19 protein-coding genes, 1 tRNA gene and 1 riboswitch are annotated in these 22180 nt (G+C 70.4%); of the genes, 13 read left to right on the forward strand and 7 right to left on the reverse strand.

Translation table 11 applies throughout. From position 1 onward, the window contains the following. The first annotated feature begins 1 nt into the window (after position 1). Genes O7614_RS01850 through O7614_RS01860 form a run of 3 tightly spaced genes read left to right on the forward strand, consistent with a single transcriptional unit; the run spans position 2 to position 3931 of the window. Positions 2–1411, forward strand: a complete 1410-nt coding sequence (locus tag O7614_RS01850) for a serine/threonine-protein kinase (RefSeq protein ID WP_278136770.1) — start codon at positions 2–4, stop codon at positions 1409–1411. Further along, entirely contained in the window at positions 1408–3225 is a 1818-nt protein-coding gene (pknB, locus tag O7614_RS01855) for a Stk1 family PASTA domain-containing Ser/Thr kinase (RefSeq protein ID WP_278136771.1), read from the forward strand. The genes O7614_RS01850 and pknB overlap by 4 nt, the downstream gene beginning before the upstream one ends. A gap of 22 nt (positions 3226–3247) precedes the next feature. Further along, the gene (locus tag O7614_RS01860; RefSeq protein WP_278136772.1) at positions 3248–3931 is read left to right on the forward strand and encodes an ElyC/SanA/YdcF family protein; all 684 of its coding nucleotides are present in this window, start codon (positions 3248–3250) and stop codon (positions 3929–3931) included. Positions 3932–3976: 45 nt separating this feature from the next. On the opposite strand, the gene O7614_RS01865 is transcribed toward O7614_RS01860, so the two are convergent. From O7614_RS01865 to O7614_RS01875, 3 genes are read right to left on the reverse strand one after another with little or no spacing between them, the layout of a single operon-like run. Continuing rightward, on the reverse strand, positions 3977–4627 hold the full coding sequence (locus O7614_RS01865) for an aminodeoxychorismate/anthranilate synthase component II (RefSeq protein ID WP_278136773.1): 651 nt from the start codon (positions 4625–4627) through the stop codon (positions 3977–3979). Between the two features lie 2 nt (positions 4628–4629). Further along, complete coding sequence (locus O7614_RS01870; RefSeq protein ID WP_278136774.1) at positions 4630–4911, reverse strand: hypothetical protein; 282 nt, start codon at positions 4909–4911, stop codon at positions 4630–4632. A gap of 3 nt (positions 4912–4914) precedes the next feature. Then, on the reverse strand, positions 4915–5808 hold the full coding sequence (locus O7614_RS01875) for a class E sortase (RefSeq protein WP_278136775.1): 894 nt from the start codon (positions 5806–5808) through the stop codon (positions 4915–4917). 199 nt (positions 5809–6007) lie between these two features. On the opposite strand from O7614_RS01875, the gene O7614_RS01880 reads away from it, so the two are divergent. Further along, complete coding sequence (locus O7614_RS01880) at positions 6008–6514, forward strand: hypothetical protein (RefSeq protein WP_278136776.1); 507 nt, start codon at positions 6008–6010, stop codon at positions 6512–6514. Positions 6515–6791: 277 nt separating this feature from the next. On the opposite strand, the gene O7614_RS01885 is transcribed toward O7614_RS01880, so the two are convergent. Beyond that, positions 6792–7592, reverse strand: a complete 801-nt coding sequence (locus O7614_RS01885; protein ID WP_278136777.1) for a DUF881 domain-containing protein — start codon at positions 7590–7592, stop codon at positions 6792–6794. A 221-nt stretch (positions 7593–7813) separates the two neighbouring features. Between O7614_RS01885 and O7614_RS01890 the strand changes: the two genes are divergently transcribed. The 6 genes from O7614_RS01890 (at position 7814) to O7614_RS01915 (ending at position 15464) form a co-directional block, all read left to right on the forward strand. Further along, entirely contained in the window at positions 7814–8077 is a 264-nt protein-coding gene (locus O7614_RS01890; RefSeq protein ID WP_278136778.1) for a cell division protein CrgA, read from the forward strand. A gap of 201 nt (positions 8078–8278) precedes the next feature. Continuing rightward, on the forward strand, positions 8279–10477 hold the full coding sequence (locus O7614_RS01895) for a (Fe-S)-binding protein (protein ID WP_278142112.1): 2199 nt from the start codon (positions 8279–8281) through the stop codon (positions 10475–10477). 110 nt (positions 10478–10587) lie between these two features. Further along, positions 10588–11907 carry a hemolysin family protein gene (locus O7614_RS01900; protein ID WP_278136779.1) on the forward strand — a complete coding sequence of 440 codons (1320 nt, stop codon included), beginning with the start codon at positions 10588–10590 and terminating at the stop codon, positions 11905–11907. Then, the gene (locus O7614_RS01905) at positions 11900–12901 is read left to right on the forward strand and encodes a hemolysin family protein (protein ID WP_278136780.1); all 1002 of its coding nucleotides are present in this window, start codon (positions 11900–11902) and stop codon (positions 12899–12901) included. The genes O7614_RS01900 and O7614_RS01905 overlap by 8 nt, the downstream gene beginning before the upstream one ends. Positions 12902–13068: 167 nt before the next feature. Beyond that, positions 13069–14082 carry a C40 family peptidase gene (locus O7614_RS01910; protein WP_278136781.1) on the forward strand — a complete coding sequence of 338 codons (1014 nt, stop codon included), beginning with the start codon at positions 13069–13071 and terminating at the stop codon, positions 14080–14082. 192 nt (positions 14083–14274) lie between these two features. Continuing rightward, positions 14275–14410, forward strand: a riboswitch (cyclic di-AMP (ydaO/yuaA leader). A 13-nt stretch (positions 14411–14423) separates the two neighbouring features. After that, positions 14424–15464, forward strand: coding sequence for an NlpC/P60 family protein (locus tag O7614_RS01915; RefSeq protein WP_278136782.1), 1041 nt, complete (start codon positions 14424–14426; stop codon positions 15462–15464). A 60-nt stretch (positions 15465–15524) separates the two neighbouring features. On the opposite strand, the gene dcd is transcribed toward O7614_RS01915, so the two are convergent. Continuing rightward, on the reverse strand, positions 15525–16103 hold the full coding sequence (gene dcd / locus O7614_RS01920; RefSeq protein ID WP_030332009.1) for a dCTP deaminase: 579 nt from the start codon (positions 16101–16103) through the stop codon (positions 15525–15527). Positions 16104–16180: 77 nt separating this feature from the next. Between dcd and O7614_RS01925 the strand changes: the two genes are divergently transcribed. The 3 genes from O7614_RS01925 (at position 16181) to O7614_RS01935 (ending at position 20441) form a co-directional block, all read left to right on the forward strand. Continuing rightward, entirely contained in the window at positions 16181–16738 is a 558-nt protein-coding gene (locus O7614_RS01925; protein ID WP_278136783.1) for a pyridoxamine 5'-phosphate oxidase family protein, read from the forward strand. Between the two features lie 221 nt (positions 16739–16959). After that, positions 16960–17033: transfer RNA gene (locus tag O7614_RS01930), tRNA-Gly, on the forward strand. A 270-nt stretch (positions 17034–17303) separates the two neighbouring features. Beyond that, positions 17304–20441: a BTAD domain-containing putative transcriptional regulator gene (locus O7614_RS01935; RefSeq protein WP_278136784.1), complete on the forward strand. Its 3138-nt coding sequence runs from the start codon at positions 17304–17306 to the stop codon at positions 20439–20441. Here O7614_RS01935 and O7614_RS01940 read toward each other — a convergent pair. Together O7614_RS01940 and O7614_RS01945 are read right to left on the reverse strand one after the other, a co-directional pair. Next, the gene (locus tag O7614_RS01940; RefSeq protein ID WP_278136785.1) at positions 20425–21174 is read right to left on the reverse strand and encodes an ABC transporter permease; all 750 of its coding nucleotides are present in this window, start codon (positions 21172–21174) and stop codon (positions 20425–20427) included. The genes O7614_RS01935 and O7614_RS01940 overlap by 17 nt on opposite strands. Next, positions 21171–22115: an ATP-binding cassette domain-containing protein gene (locus O7614_RS01945; RefSeq protein WP_278136786.1), complete on the reverse strand. Its 945-nt coding sequence runs from the start codon at positions 22113–22115 to the stop codon at positions 21171–21173. Before O7614_RS01945 ends, O7614_RS01940 begins: the two co-directional genes overlap by 4 nt. Positions 22116–22180 lie beyond the last annotated feature (65 nt).

Consider the following 22180-nt stretch of genomic DNA (forward strand, 5'->3'; position numbering starts at 1 on the left):
CATGCTCAGCCCCGGCGTCCAACTCGGCAACCGCTACCGTCTCGACGAGCGGATCGCCAGCGGCGGCATGGGCGACGTCTGGCGCGGCACCGACCAGGTGCTCGGCCGGACGGTCGCGGTGAAGAGCCTGCTCCCGGCACTGCTCGACGACCCGGACTTCGGCGAGCGGTTCCGCGGCGAGGCCCGCACCATGGCCACCATCAACCACCCCGGCGTGGTGGACGTCTACGACTTCGGCAACGACCAGCAGATCGCGTTCCTGGTCATGGAGTACGTCGAGGGCGACGCCCTGTCGTCCACGCTGAGCCGGGTCGGGCGGCTCACGCCGGCCCGGACGATGGCGCTCGTCGCGCAGGCCGCGGACGCGCTGCACGCCGCGCACGAAAAGGGCATCGTGCACCGCGACGTGAAGCCGGGCAACCTGCTCGTCCGGCCGAACGGCACGCTGGTGCTGACCGACTTCGGCATCGCCCGCTCCGACATGGTCGGCCAGCTCACCGCCGCCGGATCCGTGCTCGGCACCGCCTCCTACATCTCCCCCGAGCAGGCAACCGGCGGCGTGGCCACCCCCGCGTCCGACGTGTACGCGCTCGGCGTGGTCGCCTACCAGTGCCTTGCCGGTCGGCGGCCGTTCGAGGGTGACAATCCACTCGACATCGCGATGAAGCACGTGCGGGAGAAGCCCCGGCCGCTGCCGGCCGACATCCCGCCGCAGGTGCGCGCGGTGGTGGAACGGGCCCTCGCGAAGGACCCGGCAGCCCGTTGGCCGAGCGCAGCCGCCCTCGCCGGGGTCGCTCGTCAGCTCAAGGCAACGCTCTCGCAGCAGGCCAGGGCCGGTGCCAACTCCGGGCCGGTCTCCGCAGCGCCGGCCTCGCCCGCGGCACCCGGCCGGGCCCAGGTGCCGCAGGCGCACCACATGCGTCCGCCCGGTGCCCGCCCGCCGGTCGCCGGGCCGAGGCCGACCGCTGTCGCGCCGGCCCAGCAGCCGCGCCCCACCGCCGTCGCGCCGGCCGTCCAGCCCGCCCGGCCGCCGGTCGCACCGAACGGCTACCCGCGCGGTGCCGCCGCGGTGCCCGCCGGGCCACCCCGACAGGAACACCCGCCGGCGTACGTCCGGCAGGCCGGCCCGTCGATGCCGCCACCTGCTCCTCGCCGGTCCCGGCCTGGAATGGTGCTTCTCGCCATCCTGTTGGCGGTGCTGGTCCTGGTTTGCTCCGGCGTGATTTCCTACAACCTGCGGAAGCAGTCGCAGGCCGGTGAACCCGCCGGGCTGACTCCGCGCGCCGTGACGTCCGGCGCGCTACGACTCGACGGACGCGACGATCCGACACCGACGTCGTACCGTCGAGAGGTACGACTCCAGCCGGACGACGGCGGGACGACGACGAGCGAAGGACGACAGACGCGATGACAGCGCAGGCCCGCCTGCTCGGTGGCAGGTACCAGGTCGGCGAGCTGCTCGGCTATGGCGGCATGGCCGAGGTGCACCGCGGTCGCGACCTCCGGCTCGGTCGGGACGTCGCGATCAAGATGCTCCGTACCGACCTGGCCCGGGACGCGACATTCCAGATGCGGTTCCGCCGGGAGGCGCAGAACGCGGCGTCGCTCAACCACCCGGCGATCGTGGCGGTCTACGACACCGGCGAGGAGACCGCGCCGACCGGCGAGACGCTGCCGTTCATCGTCATGGAGTTCGTCAACGGGCGGACCTTGAAGGAGGTGCTCGGCGCCGAGGGTCGGCTGCAGCCGCGCCGGGCGTTGGAGATCTGCGCCGACATGTGCGCGGCGCTGGAGTTCAGCCACCGGCACGGCATCATCCACCGTGACATCAAGCCGGGCAACGTGATGCTCACCCAGACCGGCCAGGTCAAGGTGATGGACTTCGGCATCGCCCGCGCGCTGGCCAGCGGTGCGACCACCATGACGCAGACCAGCGCGGTGATCGGTACGGCGCAGTACCTGTCCCCGGAGCAGGCGCGCGGCGAGGCCGTCGACGCCCGTTCCGATGTGTACGCGGCCGGCTGTGTGCTCTTCGAGCTGGTGTGCGGCCACCCGCCGTTCGTCGGGGACAGCCCGGTCAGTGTCGCCTACCAGCACGTACGGGAGACGCCGCCGACGCCGAGCGACATCAACCCGGACGTCACCCCGGCCATCGACGCGATCGTCCTCAAGGCGCTGTCGAAGAACCCGCTCAACCGCTACCAGAGCGCCGGCGAGATGCGGGCCGACCTGCTCCGCGCCGCCGCCGGTCGGCCGGTGCTGGCCACCCCGGTGATGCGTGAGGCGGAGACGGTGGCGATGGCCCCGGCCGGCGGCGGGGGCGGCTACCCGGCTCCCACCCGTGGGCCGCAGACCGGGCAGATGGCTCGGGTCGGTGACCCGCGCCAGCGCAAGGCGTCCTCCTGGCTGATCGCGACGTTCAGTGCGGTAGGTGTGCTGGCGGTGATCGCCCTGGTCGCCGCCCTGCTCTGGAACCAGCAGCAGGGCAAGGCCAACAAGTCGGTGCCGAACCTGGTCGGCAAGAGTCAGGCCGCCGCGGTCGCCGAAATCCGTGGCGCCGATCTGCAACCGCAGGTGGGCGAATCCGTCCTGGACAACGAGTGCACCAAGGGCACCGTCGCTAAGCAGAATCCCGCGCCGGCCACCCGGTTGAAGCAGGCCGGCACGGTGACCATCCAGCTCTGCGGTGGCAAGCCGGACGTGACGATCCCACCTAGCCTGGTCAACTCTCAGTTCGACAACGTCAAGACCCAACTCGAGGACCTCGGGTTGGTGGTCGAGGAGAAGAAGGTCGACAACCCCGCGCAGGAGGGCATCGTCCTCAAGCTGACCCCACCCTCGGGGACCACCGTCGCGCAGGACACCAAGGTGGTCGTCGAGGTCTCCAAGGGCAACGTCAACAAGGTGCCCAACGTGATCAACTCGACGCGGGACGAGGCCGCCCAGGAGCTCCGCGACGCGGGCTACAAGGTCGAGTTCCGCGATGGCGACGAGGTGCCGGCCAACCAGGCCGGTCGGGTGCAGAAGCAGAGCCCGAACCCGGGCACCTCGCTGGCCAAGGACAAGACGGTGACCATCGAGATCGGCGTCCCGGAGAAGGTCGTCGACCCGACGCCCACCGTGACGCCCACCGTGACGCCGACAGCCACGCCGACCACTCCCGGTGGCGCGGGCGGGATCGGTCTGCCGTTCCCGCCTCCGCCGAGCCGCCTCTCCGAGGACTAGGCCCCGAGTTCGGGCATCCGGGATGACCGACGTGGAGGCTTCCGGCGCGCCGGTGCGGCGTCGCCTTCGACGGTTGGCCGTCCTGGGTGTCGCCGCGCTGGTGCTCGCCAGCATCCCGTGGCTGTGGACGACGCTCACCGCCCGTGGGCACGTGCACGCCGAGGCCGACGCGCCGTCCGCCGACGTGGTGATCGTCCTCGGCACCGCGGTGGCGGCTGACCGGCAGCGGCCATCCGACCGGCTCGCCGGCCGTCTGGAGACCGCCGCCGCGCTGGTGACCAGCGGACGCGCCACGGTGGTCCTGGTGTCCGGCGACGGTGGCGGCACGTCAGGTGACGAGCCGGCGGTGATGACCTCGTACCTCACCGAGCGCGGCGTCGATCCGCGTCGAATCGTGGCCGACCCCTTCGGCCTGGACACCTACGACAGTTGCGCCCGAGCGCGTCAGGTGTACGGCATCGAGCGGGCCCTGATCGTGACCCAGTCCTACCACCTGTCCCGGGCGGTGACCCTGTGCCGACATCTCGGCCTCGACGTCGACGGAGTGATCGCCAGGTGCGACGGCTGCGGTGCCGCCCTGCTCGCCGAGAAGTCGGTCCGGGACTACTTCGCCAGTGGCAAGGCGGCGTGGGACGCGGTCCGCAGCCGTGCGCCGGCGATCCACTCGCCGGCTGATCCGGCGGTCCAGAACGCGCTGCGGGGCTGAACCCGCCCGCCCGGAACCTGGGTGACAGGCTCGGAGGGCCCGGTCTCAGCTGGCGGCGAAGGCGGCGAGTCGGCGGGCGTCGACCTCGGCGGCGAGCGCGGGTGCGCGCTCCAGCGCCTCCTGGTGACCGCAACTGGCGAGCCAGTTCGCCAACATCAGGTGGCCGCCTTCGGTGAGCACCGACTCCGGGTGGAACTGGACGCCCTCGATGGGCAAGGTGCGGTGCCGCATCGCCATCACCACCCCGGAGCCGGTCCAGCCGGTGACCTCCAACTCGTCGGGAAGCGTCTCGGGAAGCACGGCGAGGGAGTGGTACCGGGTGGCGGTGAAGGGGTCCGGCAGACCGGCGAGTACGCCGACCGAGTGGTGCCGCACCTCGGAGGTCTTGCCGTGCAGCAGCTCGGGGGCCCGGGTCACGGTCGCTCCGAACGCCTCGCCGATCGCCTGGTGACCGAGGCAGACACCGAAGATCGGCAGCTCACCCGCGTACTTGCGGATGACGTCCAGGCAGATGCCGGCCCGGTCGGGGCTGCCCGGCCCCGGCGAGAGCAGGACGCCGTCCGCGCCGACCCGGCCCACCTCGGCGACGTCGATCTCGTCGTTGCGGCGGACCTCGCAGTCCACGCCGAGCTGGCCCAGATACTGCACGATGTTGAAGACGAACGAGTCGTAGTTGTCGATCACCAGAATGCGCATGGTCACCTGCTCGGCGAGGACGACGGCACCGGGTTGTTCCGGTCGGTGTCGTACGGCAGGTCGTGCTCGTCGCCGGCCGGGGTCTCGCCGGTCACCGGGGCGTCGTTGCCCGATTCCGCGGGGACTCCGGACTCGACCTGCACGTCGTCGAACGGCAGCAGGGGCTCGGCCCACGGGAAGGCGACATACCAGAGCAGGGCCACCGTGGCGGCTACCAGAAGCACCGAGCCGGTCAGCTTTCCGGCCAGGCCGAACGGCAGCTTGCGCCAGATGAACGCGTACATCGGTCAGCCTCCCAGCTCCGTCGGCCGTCCCGCCGACTTGGGTTGGGTGCGGTCCAGTTCGGCGTGGATGATCAGACGCTGGTAGTTGTCGAACTTGGGGTTGCACGTGGTCAGGGTGAGCATCCGCTTGGTCGGCTTCTTGTCCGGCTCGCCGGGCACCGGCGCGACCACTTCCACCTGCGTCGGCCGGACGATCCGCGACTGTGACACCCGGTAGACGTACCAGTCGGTCTTGCTCTCGACCACGATCGGGTCGCCGTCGTCGAGTTCGTCCAGCCGCCAGAAGGTGGCCCGGTTGCGGTGGCCGGCGACGGAGAAGTTGCCGACCTGGCCGGGCAACGCGCTGGCCGGGTAGTGGCCCGGGGCGTAGCGGATGTCCTCCTGGGTGACGCCCTCGACCACGACCCAGTTCTTGTCGAGCTTCGGGATGTAGAGGCCCGCGATCGGCTTGCCGCGTACGGGTGGTGACGGTTTGACGCTCGGGCCGGCCGACGGAGCCACGGTCGGGTCGTCGGTGGGCCCCCACTCCTGGGCCAGTTGGTTGTTGAGGTCGTTCTGGTGGGCGTCGACGATGGCCGACTTGCCCCAGACCTCGTAGCCGGCGAAGAGCAGCACCACGAGGCCGAAGGTGATCAGGACCTCGCCGCTGACGCGGATGCCGGTGCGTATCCGAGAACCGAGCGACGGCCGGGTCAGCTCGGAGTAGACGCTCTTGTAGCCCTCGCCGGTCTGGTGCGGCCGGAGTTGGACGACCCGTTCGCCGCGCCGGGGTCGGGGAGGCTCGCCGGGCTTGTCACCGTCACCGGTCGGCTCGTCCGGGACGGAAGCGCGGGGGACGGCGCCCATCAGCGCCGTCGAGTCCATGGCTGGCGGCCGGGTGGCGGGCGTGGTGGGCACGGCCGGAATCAGCGCGGTGGCGGCCGGGTCGACGGCGCGATCCGGGCCAGCCGGGAGGACTCGGCTCGGCCCGGCGGAAGGAACACGACCGGGACCGGTCGCCGGGACACGGTCGGACCCGCTCGCGGAGGAACCATGCTGGTCGGCTGCCGGGACGCGGTCGGGGGCGGCCGGTGAGACCGGCACTGCCGGAGAACCGGTGGGGCGCGCCGGTCTGGCCGTGACCTGGGGAATGAGCGCGGTCGGCGAGTCGGCCACCGACGGAGTCGAGGAACCGGACGGGACGGCCCGGCTCGGGCTGCCGGAGGCCGGGCTGGTGGGCGCCCCACCGGGCGCAGCCGAGCCGCTCGGACCCGGCGTCCCGCCGGTCGTCGCGGGCCGGGTCGCGTCGGCCCCGGGCGTAGCGGGTCGGCTGACAGCCGCTCCGGGCGTGGCCGGTCGGCCGGCCCCGGGCGTGACCGGGCCGGCGGGGATTGCTCCGGGTGTAGCGGGTCGGGTGGGTGCCGCTCCGGGCGTGGCCGGTCGGGTGGGTGCCGCTCCGGGCGTATTGGGTAGCCCGGTGGGGGCGGCACTGGACCAGGGGGGGCGGGTCGGGGCGTTGTCGGGGGTGGCCGGCCGAACCGGGCCCTGGTTCGCCGGTGCCGCCGGTACGCCGGGCGTGGGCGCGACGGGTGGACCGGAGCCGGCGTGCGGGCCGAGCCCCTGAGCCGTGCTGCCCGGCCACGGTGGCGGGGCGTCGGCACCTGGGCGGCCCGAGGCGCGGGAAGGTTCGGAGGCCCGGGGAGGCTCAACAGCGCGGGGAGGCTCAGGGCTGACCGGTGGGCGCGACGTGCCGGGCCGCGCGGGCAGCACGGGCTCCGGCCAGTTGCCTGCCGGAATCCCCCGTCCGGGTGCCGGCTCCGACCGGTCGACCCTCGGCAGGAAATCGGTCGGCTCGTCGGTCTGGTTCCGGTGTCGCCCGTCCCGGCGCTCCTCCGGCCCGCTCACTTGGGCACCGTCGCCGAGCGCAGGGAGGTCGAGTCCTCGAATGCCGGCACTCGCACCGTGGAAACCGTCTCCTTGTAACCGAGCTGGTAGTCGTCGACCGCGTCCTTGAACAACCGGACTCCCTCAGAGCTGGCGAGGGCCTGCTGGAGGGCAGCGGGATCGCCGATTGCTACGATCTTGAACGGTGGGGAGTACACCCGGCCATGAAGCAGCAGGGTGTTACCGACGCAGCGTACCGCGCTGGTGGTGAGCACGCGGACGTTCATGATTGACATGGCCTCCGCTCCGCCGGCCCAGAGCGCGTTGACCACCGCCTGGACGTCCCCCTGATGCACCACCAGGTCGTCGTTGCTGGCGTCCGACTGGGTCTGGTCGATCTGCGGCGCGTCGTTGAGCTCCACGGTGACGCCAGAGCCGGTGAGAGCGGTGAACCCGGCGGCCTGGAGGCTGCCCTGGGCACGATTCTGCTGGTTCTTGATCGGCGCATCGGAGCCGGCCAGGGTGTTGGTCCGCTGCTCGACCTCACCGCGCAGCGTGGCGGCCCGGCGTTCGCTCGCCGCGACCTGCTCGCGCCGTTCCTCGATGAGCTGGTTGAGTTGGGGCCGCCGGTCCTCGCGCAGGGCGGTGCCGTCGGCGGTGGTCGCGCTGGTGGTGAAGAGCAGCCCGGCCGCGGCGGCGATCAGGGGCACCCCGATCGACCAACCTGGTTGGCGTTGACGCGGTCGCCGGGGCAGCAGCCCGGCGGCGGCCCGTCGGAGGACCTTCTGCCAGGAGGTAGCGCCGGATGTGTACTCCACCGAGCGTTCCTTCCGTGTGTCGGGGATCGGTTCGCCCCGGCCGGGCCGGTGATGCGAACAGTCCCGCTCTTTTCGGTCACTCCGTGCACCGGCCTGACCCCATTCGTGGTCCGGACGGGCAATCGGGACTACGCTAGCTGTCGAACATTATTGGCCATGGACCGTCGCCCCCGCGCCCGGTTGTCAGGCCGGACGAGGTCGTCACCCCTCTGGAGAGCGTCGTGCCCAAGTCACAGGTCCGTAAGAAGAAGGTGTACACCCCGCCGACGGACGTCCGTCCGACGACGGCGGCGTCGTCGCGCAAGCCTAGCCCGGTGTGGTTGCCGGTCACCGCGGTCGCCTTGATCGTGGCTGGGATCGGCTGGCTGGTCGTGTACTACCTGTCCGAGCAGGAGTACCCGGTCATGGCCTGGGGCTACTGGAACCTCGCGGTCGGCTTCGGCGCGATGGTCGCCTCGCTGGCGTTGCTCTCTCGCTGGCGCTGAGCCCGGCCCGGCGTCGGCGCTTCCGCGTCACCTCGTCGAACCCCTGCCCGGCAGGATCGGGTGGGGCCCCCTATGGTGTCCGCAGGCAGCGTGGCCTACTGCGAGATGACTCACGTTACTGCTGGGTAACCTTCGCGTAGGCTGCATTGCATGACCGAGCGCAGCGAGGTCATCAGGCAGCAGACCGGGGAGGCCAACTCGATGGGCAGCGTCCAGATCGTCACCACGATCCTCGCGGCCGCCATCACCGCCGTGGCGGTGTGGCTTGCGGTGCGTGCGGTCCTGAAGATGACGGCCGTCATCCGGCTCGGGCAGCCCGCGCCGGAGCGGTTCAGCGACAAGGGCGCCCGCACGAAGACGATGCTGGTGGAGACCGCCGGCCACACCCGGATGCTCAAGTGGGGCGTGGTGGGAGCCGCGCACTGGTTCGTGATGGTCGGCTTCATCGTGCTGTCGCTGCTGGTGCTCGAGGCGTACTTCGAGGTGGTCACCCCGACCGGCGGGCTGCCGATCATCGGGCACTGGACGATCTTCGGCCTGGCCACCGAGGTCATCACCGTGCTGGGCCTGGTCGGCATCCTGGTGCTGATGGTCATCCGGCTCCGCAACCGGCCGACCCGCCCGGGCGGGCGGTCCCGGTTCACCGGCTCGACAATGTGGCAGGGCTACTTCGTCGAGTGGATCGTGCTGCTGGTCCTGATCTTCGGGTTGGTGATCCGCGGCTTCAAGGTCGCCACCGACCACTTCGAGTACCCGCTCTGGGCCACCCCGGTCAGCCACGCGGTCGGTGCGGTGCTGCCCGACTGGTCGGACGGGGCCAGCATCGCCGCGCTCATCAAGATCGCCATCTCGATGACCTGGCTGATCGTAATCTCCCTGAACGTCACCATGGGCGTCGCCTGGCACCGCTTCCTGGCGTTCCCCAACATCTTCTTCAAGCGCGAGCCGGCCAAGCCCGCCGGCTCCGGCCTCGGGGCGCTGCGCCCGATGACGAGCCAGGGCAAGCCGCTCGACTTCGAGGAGGCCGACCCGGAGAAGGACCAGTTCGGCGTCGCCCACGTCGAGCAGTTCAGCTGGAAGGGCCTTCTGGACTTCAGCACCTGCACCGAGTGCGGTCGCTGCCAGTCGCAGTGCCCGGCCTGGAACACCGGCAAGCCGCTGTCGCCCAAGCTGCTCGTGCTGAGCCTGCGCGACCACGCGTACGCCAAGGCGCCCTACCTGCTCGCCGGTGGCGGCAAGGACCTGACCGGCGAGGAGAAGGCCACCCAGGCCCAGCTCGCCCACCTGGACGTGCTCTCGCTGGCCGAGGGCGACAAGCCGTTGATCGGCGACGCCGAGTCCGGTGGCGTCATCGACCCGGATGTGCTCTGGTCCTGCACCACCTGCGGCGCCTGCGTCGAACAGTGCCCGGTGGACATCGAGCACGTGGACCACATCGTCGACATGCGCCGCTACCAGGTGCTGATCGAGTCGAGCTTCCCCTCCGAGGCCGGCGTGATGCTGCGCAACCTGGAGAACAAGGGCAACCCGTGGGGCGCCCCGCAGAACACCCGCGAGGACTGGACCAAGGGCCTGGACTTCGAGGTGCCGCGGGTCGGCGAGGTGGACGACTTCGAGTACCTGTTCTGGGTCGGCTGCGCCGGTGCGTTCGAGGACCGGGCCAAGAAGACCACCCGCGCGGTCGCCACGCTGCTCAACGAGGCCGGGGTGAAGTTCGCGATCCTGGGCGAGGGCGAGACCTGCTCCGGCGACCCGGCGCGGCGGATCGGCAACGAGTTCGTATTCCAGATGCTCGCCCAGCAGAACGTGGAGACGCTGAACGAGGCGTTCGAGGGCCGGGACAAGGCCAAGCGCAAGATCGTGGCGACCTGCCCGCACTGCTTCAACACCCTGGGCAACGAGTACGGCCAGCTCGGTGGCGAGTTCGAAGTGGTCCACCACACCCAGCTGCTGGCCCACCTGGTCGCCGCCGGCAAGCTCACCCCGGTGCAGCCGGTCGACGGCGGTGTCACCTACCACGACCCCTGCTACCTGGGCCGGCACAACCGGATCTTCGCGGCCCCTCGGGAGGTCCTCGGCGACGCCATCGAGGGCGACCTCACCGAGATGCCGCGTAACAGCGAGCGCTCCTTCTGCTGCGGCGCCGGCGGTGCCCGGATGTGGATGGAGGAGAAGATCGGCAAGCGCATCAACGTGGACCGGGTCGAGGAGGCCATGGCCACCGGTGCGAAGACGGTCGCCGTCGGCTGCCCGTTCTGCTCGACCATGCTCAACGACGGGGTCAACGGCAAGGGCGCCGGCGAGCAGGTCGAAGTGATCGACGTGGCGAGCGTGCTGCTCCGTTCGGTCAAGCCGGAGCAGCCGCAGGGCGGCAGGGACACCGCGCCGATCGGCGGCTGAGACGCGTACACCCGGGATCTGTTCATCGACGACGGCGGCCTCCTGCGGGCCGCCGTCGTCGTGCAAGAATCTCGCCGAGGTGAGGCGACATCGACAGCCTGCTCTGGACGATGCTGTTACCCCTGGTCGGCTTCGTCGCGCTGACCGCGGGCAACGCGTTCTTCGTCGCGGCCGAGTTCGCCCTGGTCACGGTCGACCGCGCGGAGATCGACAGGCGGGCCGCCGCGGGCGACCAGGCCGCCCTGACGGTACGCACGGCGCTACGCGAACTCTCCTTCCAGCTCTCCGGCGCGCAGCTCGGCATCACCATCACCGCGCTGCTCACCGGTTACCTGGCCGAACCGGCCCTGGCCCGGATCTTCACCCCGCTGCTACGCCCGATGGCCGGGGAGAACACCGAGCGGTTCACCCCGTTCCTCGCGCTGGCCCTGGCGACCCTGATCTCCATGCTCTTCGGTGAGTTGGTGCCGAAGAACGCCGCGCTGGCCCGGCCCATGCCGGCGGCACTGGCCACGGCCGGCCCGATGCACGCCTTCTCCCGGGCGTTCGGCTGGCTGATCCGCGGGTTGAACGGCTCGGCGAACCGGCTCGTCCGGGCGCTCGGCGTGGAACCACAGGAGGAGCTGGCCAGCGCCCGCTCGCCGGAGGAACTGGGACTGCTGGCGGCCATCTCGGCCCGGGCCGGCGCGTTGCCGTCGGACACCGCGATGCTGCTGCGCCGCACCATCCGGTTCGGCGACAAGCGGGCCGCCGAGGCGATGACCCCCCGGGTGGACGTCGTCGCGCTGCGCGCCACCGCCACCGTGGCCGAGCTGCTGGAGGCGTCCCGGCGGACCGGACGGACGCGCTTCCCGGTGTACGAGGAGACCCTCGATCTGGTCACCGGGGTGGCCGGAGTGCCCGACGCGCTGGGCGTGCCGCTGGCCGCCCGGGCGTCGACCATGGTCGGCGCGGTGGCCCGCGAGCCGGTGTACGTGCCGGAGAGTCTCAATCTGAACGGCGTGCTGGCCGCGTTGAAGGCCGCCGGCGCCGACCTGGCCATCGTGGTGGACGAGTACGGCGGCACCGACGGGGTGGTCACCGTCGAGGACCTGGTCGAGGAGTTGGTGGGGGAGATCGCCGACGAGTTCGACCCGGCGAGCGTGGACGACCCCGGTGCGACCGAGCTGACCGTGCCCGGCGGTGAGCGCACCGTGCTGGTCGACGGGGTCCTCCGCTCCGACGAGCTGGCCGAGCAGACCGGCTTCCGGCTTCCCGAGGGGCCGTACGAGACGTTGGCCGGGTTCCTGATGGCCCGGCTCGGGCACATCCCGCTGGCCGGTGAGACGGTCGAGGCCGGTGGCTGGGAGTTCACCGTGGTGGAGGTGGAACGGCACCGGATCGAGCAGGCCCGGGTGTTGCGCCCGGCGGATCCGGACGACGATGACTGAGCTGCTGGTGACCATGCTGCTGCTGCTCGGCAACGGGTTCTTCGTGGGCAGTGAGTTCGCGCTCATCGCCTCCCGCCGGACGGTGATCGAGCCGTTGGCCGCACTGTCGAAACGCGCCCGCTGGGCGTTGTCGGCGATGAACCAGATCCCGTTGATGATCGCCGGCGCGCAGCTCGGCATCACGGTCTGCTCGCTGGGGCTGGGCGCGATCGCCGAGCCGGCCCTGGCGCACCTGCTGGAGCCGCCGTTCCACGCGGCCGGGCTGCCCGAGAGTGCGGTACACCCGGTGGCGTTCGTGCTGGCCCTGGGCGTCGTGGTCTTCCTGCACACGGTCGTCGGCGAGATGGTGCCGAAGAACATCACGCTGGCCGGTCCGGAGGTCTCCGCGCTCTGGCTCGGCCCGGCGATGCTGGCGTTCTGCGTGGCCACCAAGCCGCTGCTGCTCGCGATGAAGTGGGCGGCCCGCCGGGTGCTCGCGTTCTGGCGCATCGAAGCGTCCGAGGCGGTGAAGACCGTCTTCACCGCCGAGGAGTTGGCCGGGCTCGTCTCGCAGGCGCGCACCGAGGGTCTGCTCGACGAGGAGCAGCACGTACGGATCACCGGCGCGCTGGCCCTGCACAGCCGAACGGCGGCGGACGCGCTACAACCGTGGTCGACGGTGGTCACGGTGGCCGAGGACGTCTCACCGGCCTCGCTGGAGGTGCTGGCGACGCGGACCGGCCGGTCCCGGTTCCCGGTGGTGCAGCGGTCGACCCGCCGGGTGCTCGGCTTCGTGCACGTCAAGGACGTGCTCGGGTACGCCGGGCAGGGTCGCCGGTCGCCCGTGCCGGCCCGGGTCTACCGACCGCTGGCGGTGGTGCCGCCGGAGCGCACGCTGGCCGACCTGCTGCTGGCCATGCGCCGCGAGCGGCGGCACATGGTGCTGGTCAGCGACGGCCGGCGCCCTCTAGGTGTGGTCACCCTCGATGACGTATTGACCGCAATCGTTGGGTGAATGACCAATACCCTTGGTGTGCAAGCAGTTGCACGACAGTGATGGTTCCTTCGCCCGCCTTGATTACCGCTCCGAGCTTCCCTAATGTGAGGCACCGACCGCTGTGGGTCGTCTGCCTCGGCCCTTCCCTCACGCGAGGCGCCCGGCGGTCGGTTGCAAAGGAGTCGGTGCCGGTGGCAACCATGCCCCCTCATCGTCACGACCTGAAAATGTCTGCTCGGCCAGGGCGCCTCCGCCGCGGCGCCCACCGCCTGCTGGTCCTGGTCGCCGCCGCCGCAGTCGGCGCCGGTCTGCTCGCCGCGCCGGCGCACGCCGAGCCCACGGTCGACGAGATCGAGGCGCAGATCGACAAGAAGTGGGAGCAGTTGGAGCCCACCATCGAGCAGTACAACAAGGTTCGGGCGCAGCTGAAGGTCAACCGGCAGAAGTCGGCAGACCTGCAGAAGAAGATCGAGCCGCTGGCGTTGCAGAGTGAACTGGCGCTCAACCGGGTCGGCGACCTCGCGTCCCGTTACTACATCTCCGGCCCGTCGCACGACATCGGATCGCTGCTGGTCAGCGTCAAGCCGGACACGCTCACCGAGCAGCTCACCGTCCTCGACCGGCTGGCCGCGCAGGAGCGCAAGGAGGTCGAAAGTGTGCTGGCCGTGCGGGCCAAGTACGACGGCGAGAAGCAGAAGTTGGACGCGCTGATCGCCACCCAGACCACGCAGCAGAACGAGCTGGCGGCCAAGAAGAAGCAGATCGACGCCGAGATCAAGCAGCTTGAGGCGTCGATGCCCAAGACCACGGTCAAGACCGCCGGCTGCCCGACAATCAACGGTGTGACCAGCACGGCTGCCCAGAAGGCCATCAAGACCGCCTGCCAGCAGGTCGGTGATCCGTACGTCTGGGGCGCCACCGGGCCGAACTCGTTCGACTGCTCGGGCTTGACCCAGTACGCCTACAAGTCGGCCGGGATCTACCTCACTCACCACACCGGTGACCAGTGGAATGAGGGCAAGGCGGTCGCGCGAGCCGATGCCCGCCCCGGTGACCTGGTCTTCTTCTTCTCCGGCCTGAGTCATGTGGGGCTGTATCTGGGTAACAACCAGATGGTGCACGCGCCGCGGGCCGGCAAACCGGTGCAGGTGGCCAGCATCAACACCATGCCCGTGGCCGGTTTCCGCAGACCCGGCTGATCCACGAGCGTGACGAGGGCCCCGGTCGGACGACCGGGGCCCTCTGTCGTCACTGGACCCGTCCGCACCCTCGGTAACCCTGCCCGACCGGTACGGAGTGTCACGGCCGCACGGGTTGCGGATCGGTAACAGGCGTCTCTACTCTGGTCATTTGTCGGCCCGACAGCAGCTCCGCCCAGCCCGGGCGGTAACGGACCGACACCGCCGAGTCGTTTCCGAGCGAACCGGGGACCCAGGTCCCTCGGGGTGAATCCGCAGCCACTGCGGTAGGGCGCCGACTTCCCGCCCGAACCCGTCAGCTAACCCGGTAGGCGGTCAGGAAGAAGGAGTACGGAACCCCGGTGGCACTCCATGCCCCGCGGCCGTCGTCCGAGCGGTCGGCAGCAGCCGGCCCGACGTCGATCGTGCCGCGCCCACGCTGGTCCCGCTTCACCGCCGCTCTCGCCGCGCTGGTCGGCGTCGCCGTCGTCCTGACCGGCAGCGCCGCTGTGGCCCACGCCGACCCGTCGGTCGCCGAGATCGAGCGCCAGATCGACGAGGACTGGAACAAGCTCGAACCGATCATCGAACGGCACAACGCCACCCGGGCCGACCTCGCCGTCAAGCGCAAGCAGGCGGACGCCCTGGCCACCCGGATCGCCCCGCTCGAACAGCAGGTCGACGCCGCGATGGACAAGGTCAGCGCGCTGGCCGTGCGGGCGTACAAGGGCGAGACCGTCTCGACCGTCAACGCGATGTTGGGCAGCTCGTCACCCAGCGAGGTGGTCAGTCAGCTCGAAATGCTCGACCGGTTCGCGCACAACCAGCAGCAGGACGTACGCGAGGTGGCCGACCTGCGGGACGAGTTGGCCGCGCAGAAGGCGCCGCTGGACGAGATGGTGGCCCAACTGACCCGTACCGAGGCCCAGTTGGCGGCGAAGAAGAAGCAGATCAACGAAGAGATCGACCGGCTGCAGAAGCTGCGCCTCAAGGTGTACGGCAACGGCGGCGGCGGCCCGCTGCGTCCGGCGCCCTGCCCCGCCAGCTATCCCGGCGGCGCTGCGGGCACGGCGGTCAAGTTCGCCTGCGCGCAGATCGGCAAGCCGTACGTGTGGGGCGCCGAGGGCCCGAACTCGTACGACTGCTCCGGGCTCATGCTGGCCGCCTGGGCGAAGGCCGGTGTGTCGTTGCCGCACAACGCCGCCCAGCAGAGCCGAGTCACCAAGGACGTCAGCAAGGCCGACCTGCGCCCTGGCGACCTGGTCTTCTACTACAGCGACATCCACCACGTCGGCATGTACGTCGGCGACGGCTGGGTGGTGCACGCCTCACAGGCCGGCCAACCGGTCAAGATGAAGAAGGTCGACGACGGCCCGATCCACAGCTACGGCCGTCCAGGCTGATCGAGAGTGACCGAAGGGCCCGTCGCGATCCCGTCGCGGCGGGCCCTCGCCGTCAGGCGGTCAGCGGGTCGGCCAGGTGCGCCAGTGCTGCCAGGCGCGACTCGGTGTCGGGCCCCGCTGGCCCTGGTAGCGGGATCCGTAGACCACCGAGCCGTACGGGTGCTCGGCCGGCGAGGAGAGCCGGAAGATGCAGAGCTGCCCGATCTTCATGCCCGGCCAGAGGGTGATCGGCAGGTTCGCCACGTTGGAGAGCTCAAGCGTCACGTGACCGGAGAAGCCCGGGTCGATGAACCCGGCGGTGGAGTGCGTGAGCAGCCCGAGCCGGCCCAGTGAGCTCTTGCCTTCGAGTCGGCCGGCGAGCTGGTCGCCCAGCGAGATGACCTCAAGCGTCGACGCCAGCACGAACTCGCCCGGGTGCAGCACGAACGGCTCGCCGTCGGGCACCTCGACCGCCGAGGTCAGGTCGTCCTGTTGCATCGCCGGATCGATGTGCGTGTAGAGGTGGTTGTTGAACACCCGGAACAGCCGGTCGAGTCGGACGTCGATGCTGGAGGGTTGGACCAGCGTGGGCTCGAATGGTTCCAGACCCAGCGTGCCGGCCTTGATCTCGGAGACCAGGTCGCGGTCGGAGAGCAGCATCGGACCACCATAGCGAGGCACGCGATGACCAGCGTGTCGAGGTCGCTGATCGTACATTTGTTCGATAGAATGCTCGCATGGCTTCCTGGTCCGATTTCGCCGCCGACGAGCCCCGCCTCGCCGACGGGATCCGCGTTCTCCTTCAGCAGTACGGGCCGGGCTTCGGCTATCTGGCCACGGTCCGCGCCGACGGCGGGCCCCGCGTTCATCCGGTCTCCCCGGTCATCACGGACGAGGGTCTGTTCTGCTTCATCATCGACTCTCCGAAACGCCGTGACCTCGAACGCGACGGCCGTTACGCGCTGCACTCGTTCCCTCCGGAGGAGAGCGACGACGAGGCTTACGTGGCGGGGCGTGCTCGTCCGGTGACCGATCCGGTCCGGGTGGCGCAACTGGCGCAGAGCGCCCGGGCAGAGCCGCAGGTCGACTGGCGGCTCTTCGAGTTCACCGTCGACGTGGCCATGTTGACCCGCCGTGAGCAGCAGGTCACCGGCGTTCCGGGCGTCGCGCCGGGCCGGCCGGCTGTTCGGGTCTGGCTCGACCCGCACGCCTCGTCGGCGGCGGCTGCCCCCGTCTCCGTACCGCCGGCTCGCCCGACCCGCCTCAGCCGTGACGTCCAGTGCACGGCCGCCTGACCGCGGCCCGAAAGACGTCGGTGCCGGCTCCGTCGTGGCGGAGCCGACACCGGGTGTACGCCCGCCCCGCCCCGGCGCCTCCCATGATCGACTACGCGTCAATGACGTCGCGGTGTCCCGCCAGCTCGGATACCCCGATTTTCAGCAAGCCGAGTGGATCAGCGGCGGGCTGGGGAGCCTGGGTGCACAGGCTCGACGTCTCGGGTACAGTGGTGCCGCTTGCGGGTGTAGTTCAATGGCAGAACATCAGCTTCCCAAGCTGACAGTGCGGGTTCGATTCCCGTCACCCGCTCCACCACGAAGGCCCGGCCAGGATTCAAATCTTGGGCGGGCCTTCGGTCTTGCAAGGTCACCTCGTCGAGCTTCCGGCCATCGGCTGCCGCGGCGGCCTCGCCCGTGCATCAGCGCCGGCCCGAGTGGTTGTCGGGCACCGCAGGCACACCCCTGCCATGAGCTACGACTCAGAACGCTCGCACGCGGGGTGTCGTGCGGCGGCCGGTGACCCGCGGGCCTCTGCCACGTCGGCAAAGCGGGGGCTCTTCATATTCGTGGCAAGATCTGCGGGGTGCAGGTCGGGTTACTTGGTCCATTCGAGGTCCGCACGGACGACGGCACCGTCATCGACGTGCCCGGTGCACGGCTCCGTGGGCTGTTGACCGCCCTCGCGCTCAGCCCGGCTCACGTGGTCTCGAAGGCGACTCTCGTGGACTGGATCTGGGGTGAGAGCCCGCCCACCGATGCGGCGAACGCCCTGCACCGCCTGGTGTCCCGGCTGCGAAAACTGCTGCCGGACGGTGCGATCGAGGGGCAGACCGACGGCTATCAGTTGACGGTGGCACCGGAGTTCGTCGACGCCGTACGGTTCGAACGCCTCGTCGGCCAGGCGCGTGACGACGAGGGTCCGCAGCGGGTCCGGCGGCTCCGCGAGGCCCTCGCCCTGTGGCGGGGTGCGGCCATGCAGGACGTCGGTGTGATCGACAGCGCGACGTTCGAGGCGGCGGTCACCCGACTGGAGAGGCTGCGCCTGACCGCTGTGGAGGATCGCTTCGACGTGGAGATCAGCCTCGGGCGCGGTCCCGAGCTGGTCGAGGAGTTGACCGACCTGGTGGCCGCGCACCCGGTGCGGGAACGGCTCGTCATGTTGTTGATGCGTGCGCTCGCCGCGAGCGGTCGGGACAACGAGGCGCTGCTGGTGTACCAGCGCACGAGCGAGGCTCTGGCCGACGCGTTGGGTGTCGATCCCTCGCCGGAGCTTTCGGCGTTGCACGTCGCGTTGCTGCGGGGCGAGTTGGGCCGGCGGGAGGAGAACCGCAAGACCAACCTCCGGGCCGAGTTGAGCAGCTTCGTTGGCAAGGACGACGCTGTCGCCCGGGTGGGTGCGCTCGTCGCCGCACATCGGCTCACGACACTGATCGGACCGGGTGGCTCGGGGAAGACCAGGCTGGCCACGGAAACCGCGCGCCTGATGCTCGATGACCTGCCGGACGGGGTCTGGCTGGTCGAGCTTGCCGCGATCGGCGCGGACGGTGACGTGGTGCAGGCGACGCTCGCCGGGCTCGGGCTTCGGGACGCTCTGCTCGGCGAGGCACCGAACCTGGAGCTGATCGATCGACTCGTCGCCGCGATCCGTGAGCGGGAGGCGCTGCTGATCCTGGACAACTGCGAGCACGTGATCGAGTCGGCGGCGGTGGTCGCCCATCGACTTCTCGGAGAGTGTCGGCGGTTGCGGATCCTGGCGACGAGCAGGGAGCCGTTGGGCATCACCGGCGAGGCGCTGTGGCCGGTCGCTCCGTTGGCCCTGCCGGCCCTCGACGCCGACCCCGCTGAGATCGAATCCTCTCCCGCAGTCCGGTTGCTGCGGGATCGAGCGGGCGCTGTACGCAGGGATCTGGCGCTCGACGCCCACACGTCGTCGACGATGGCGCGGGTGTGTCGGGCGCTGGACGGGATGCCGCTGGCGATCGAACTGGCTGCGGCCCGGCTGCGCACCATGTCCGTCGACCAGCTCGCCAGGCGGCTCGACGACCGCTTCCGCCTGCTGACCGGCGGCAGCCGTACCGCGTTGCCCCGGCATCGGACGCTGCGTGCCGTGGTCGACTGGAGCTGGGAGCTGCTGACCGACGCCGAACGAGCGGTCCTGCGCCGGCTCTCGGTGTTTTCCGGCGGGATCAGTCTGGAAGCTGCCGAACGGGTGTGCGCCGACGACGTGGTCGAGCGGGAGGAGATGCTCGAACTGCTCACCGCGCTCGCCGAGAAGTCGCTGCTGGTCGCCGAGGGCGACGAGGCGCCGCGCTACCGCATGCTCGGCACGATCAAGGAGTACGCCGCGCAGCGGCTCGCCGAGGCGGGCGAGTCGGATCTCGCGCGCCACGCACACCTGGCCTACTTCACCGACCTCACCGAGACGGCGGAGCCGCACCTTCGCCGCGCGGACCAGCTGCGGTGGCTCGCCACCCTCGAACTCGAACACGACAACATCGGTGCCGCGATGCGCGGTGCGCTCGCCGCCGGCGAGGCGGAAGCGGCGATGCGGCTGGCGGCCGGTGGCGGCTGGTACTGGTGGCTCGGCGGCCATCGGACCGAAGGGATGGAGCTGATCACCGCGGCCACCGAGACGCCCGGCGAGGTGACCGACGAGATCCGGGCCACGGTGTACGCACTGGTCGTGCTCTTCATCAACTCCGGGCCGGGTGACGAGCGCCAGGCGGCGGAGTGGATCCACAAGGCGTACGAGGTCAGCCAACGCAGTCACGGCAGCCACCCGGGCGTGGCGCTCGTGGTCCCGCTGGAACGCATGCTGCGGGCTCCGGACGCGATCCTGGCCGCGTGGGAGCCACTGTTGGACGACGAGGATCCCTGGGTGCGTGCGCTGGCCCGGCTGCAACTCGGCAAGATGCGGATCATTCTCGGCCAGCACGGGCCGGAGGTGGACGCGTACTTCGAGTCGGCGCTCACCGAGTTCCGGGCTCTCGGCGAGCGGTTCGGGATCTCGTTCGCCCTGACCGAGTTGTCGGAGCTGATCGCCGTACGCGGCGAGTTCGCGCGTGCCTGCGGGTACTACGACGAGGCGGTCGCGGTGGTGACCGAGGTCGGCACCGTCGAGGACATCATCCGGATGCGCTCGCGACAGGCTCAGCTGTACTGGTTGTTGGGCGACGAGGAGTCCAGCGCGTCGGCGCTGGCCGAGGCGCGGCGGTACGCGCGACGGGTCACGTGGCCGGGAGCGCTGGCCGTGTTGGCGCTGTCGCAGGCGGAACTCGCCCGCTGGCGTGGCGACGCGGAGGAGGTGGCGCGGCAGATCGATGTCGTGGCCGGCCTGTTGCGCGACGAGGCCGAACAGGCGCACATCCGCGCGGTGACCCACGACCTGCTCGGGTACCTCGCCGACGATCTCGACGAGGTCCGTCGGCACCGCGCCGCGGCCTGCGAGGCGGCTGCCGAGACGGGTCACGCGCCGTCGATCTCGCAGGCGCTCGTCGGAGTTGCGGACCTCGCCCTACGGCAGGACCAGTACGAGCAGGCCGCGCGCCTGCTCGCGGCGAGCAACTCCGTCCGCGGACGGCCAGATCGTTCCCACCCGGACGTGGCCCGGATCGAGCAGACAGTGCGGCGCCGCCTCGGCGATGTGGGAATCGCAGAGGCGGCGCTGGAGGGCACTCGGACGAACTGGAGGGAGTTGGTCGCGGTCACGCTCGCTTCGTGAACGTGGACCGCGCCCACAGGTAGCCGACGAGTGCGATGGCGACGCACCAGGCGAGGGCGGGGATCACGTCGCCGGCGGACGGCGTGCCGTTGAGGAATCCGCGCAGGGTCTCGATGATCGGCGTGAAGGGCTGGTATTCCGCGAACTCGCGGAGCCCTGGCCCCATCTTGTCCGCCGGCACGATCGCGCTACTGAAGAACGGCAGCATGACCAGCGGTACGGAGGCCAGCCCGGCGGTCTCCGGTGACTTCGCCGACAGGCCCAGCGCGACGGTGAGCCAGCCTGCGGCGAAACCGAGCAGCACGACGATGCCGATCGCGCCGAGCCAACCGAGGAGGGTCGCCGAGGGGCTGAATCCGAGCAGGAACGCCACCCCGACGAGGGCCGCGATGGCGACCAGGTTGGTCAGCACACTGGCGACGACGTGACCGGTCAGTACCGCGCCACGGGAGACGTGCATGACTTTGAACCGGTTGATGATGCCCTTCGTCATGTCGGAGTTCACCGCGGTCGCGGTGGCCCCCAGGCCATAGCAGACCGCCAGCAGCATCAGGCCGGGAGTCGCGTAGTCGACGTAGTCGACACCGACGTTGAAGGCGTCGCCGAACATGTACACGAACATCAACATGATCACGATCGGCATCAGCACCGCGTTGAACACCGAGGTCGGGTTGCGGGCGATGTGCTTGAAGTTGCGGCGCAACATGACGATCGAGTGGGACTTGGCGCTCATTTCGCGGATACCTCCTGGGTGCGGTTGCCCGTCAGGGCGAGGAAGACGTCATCGAGGTCCGGCGTCTGCACGGAGAACCCCTCGGCGCTGATCGCGTACTCATCGAGCCGGTCCAGCAGGGCGCGCAGGGAGGCCGTCCCGCCGTCGCTCGGCACCCGCAGGGCGAGTGCCTCGTCGTCTCGCGTGGAGTCGCTGAGCACCCGGGCGGCCGCGTCGAGTTCCGCGACGGTGGCGAACCGGAGCCGGACGTGTGTGCCGGGGATCTGGCGCTTGAGCTCGTCGGGGGTGCCCTGGGCGACCAGGCGGCCCTGGTCGAGGACGGCGATCCGGTCGGCGAGCTGGTCGGCCTCCTCGAGGTACTGCGTGGTGAGGAAGATCGTCACACCGTCGGCCACCAGGTCCCGGATGATCGACCACATCGTGCGTCGGCTGCGCGGGTCCAGGCCCGTCGTCGGCTCGTCGAGGAAGATGATCCGCGGATCGCCGACGAGGGTCATCGCCAGATCCAGCTTGCGGCGCATCCCCCCGGAGTAGGTCGACACCGGCTTCTGCGCCGACTCCGTCAGGTCGAACCGTTCCAGCAGCTCCGTGACGATCCGTTTGCCGTCCTTGGCCGGTATCGGGCTGAGGTCCACCATCAGCTGGAGGTTCTCCCGACCGGTCAGCAGCTCGTCCACCGCCGCGAACTGGCCGGTGACTCCGATCGCCGCGCGGACGGCCTTGGCCTGGGTAGCGACGTCGTGTCCGGCGACGCGTACGGTCCCGCCGTCGGCTTTCACCAACGTGGTCAGCACGTTCACCGTGGTCGTCTTGCCGGCCCCGTTCGGGCCGAGTAGGGAGAAGATCGTGCCTGCGGGGACGTCCAGGTCGATGCCGTCGAGCACGACCTTGTCCTTGTAGGCCTTGCGCAGTCCGGAGACCGCGATCGCTGAACTCGTCATGCGGTCTACCATCGGCGGCCGGCCTGTCATCCCCCTGACGCGGCTCTGACACGACCCCTGACACG

This window comes from Micromonospora sp. WMMD961 (genome assembly GCF_029626145.1).
Lineage (GTDB): Bacteria > Actinomycetota > Actinomycetes > Mycobacteriales > Micromonosporaceae > Micromonospora.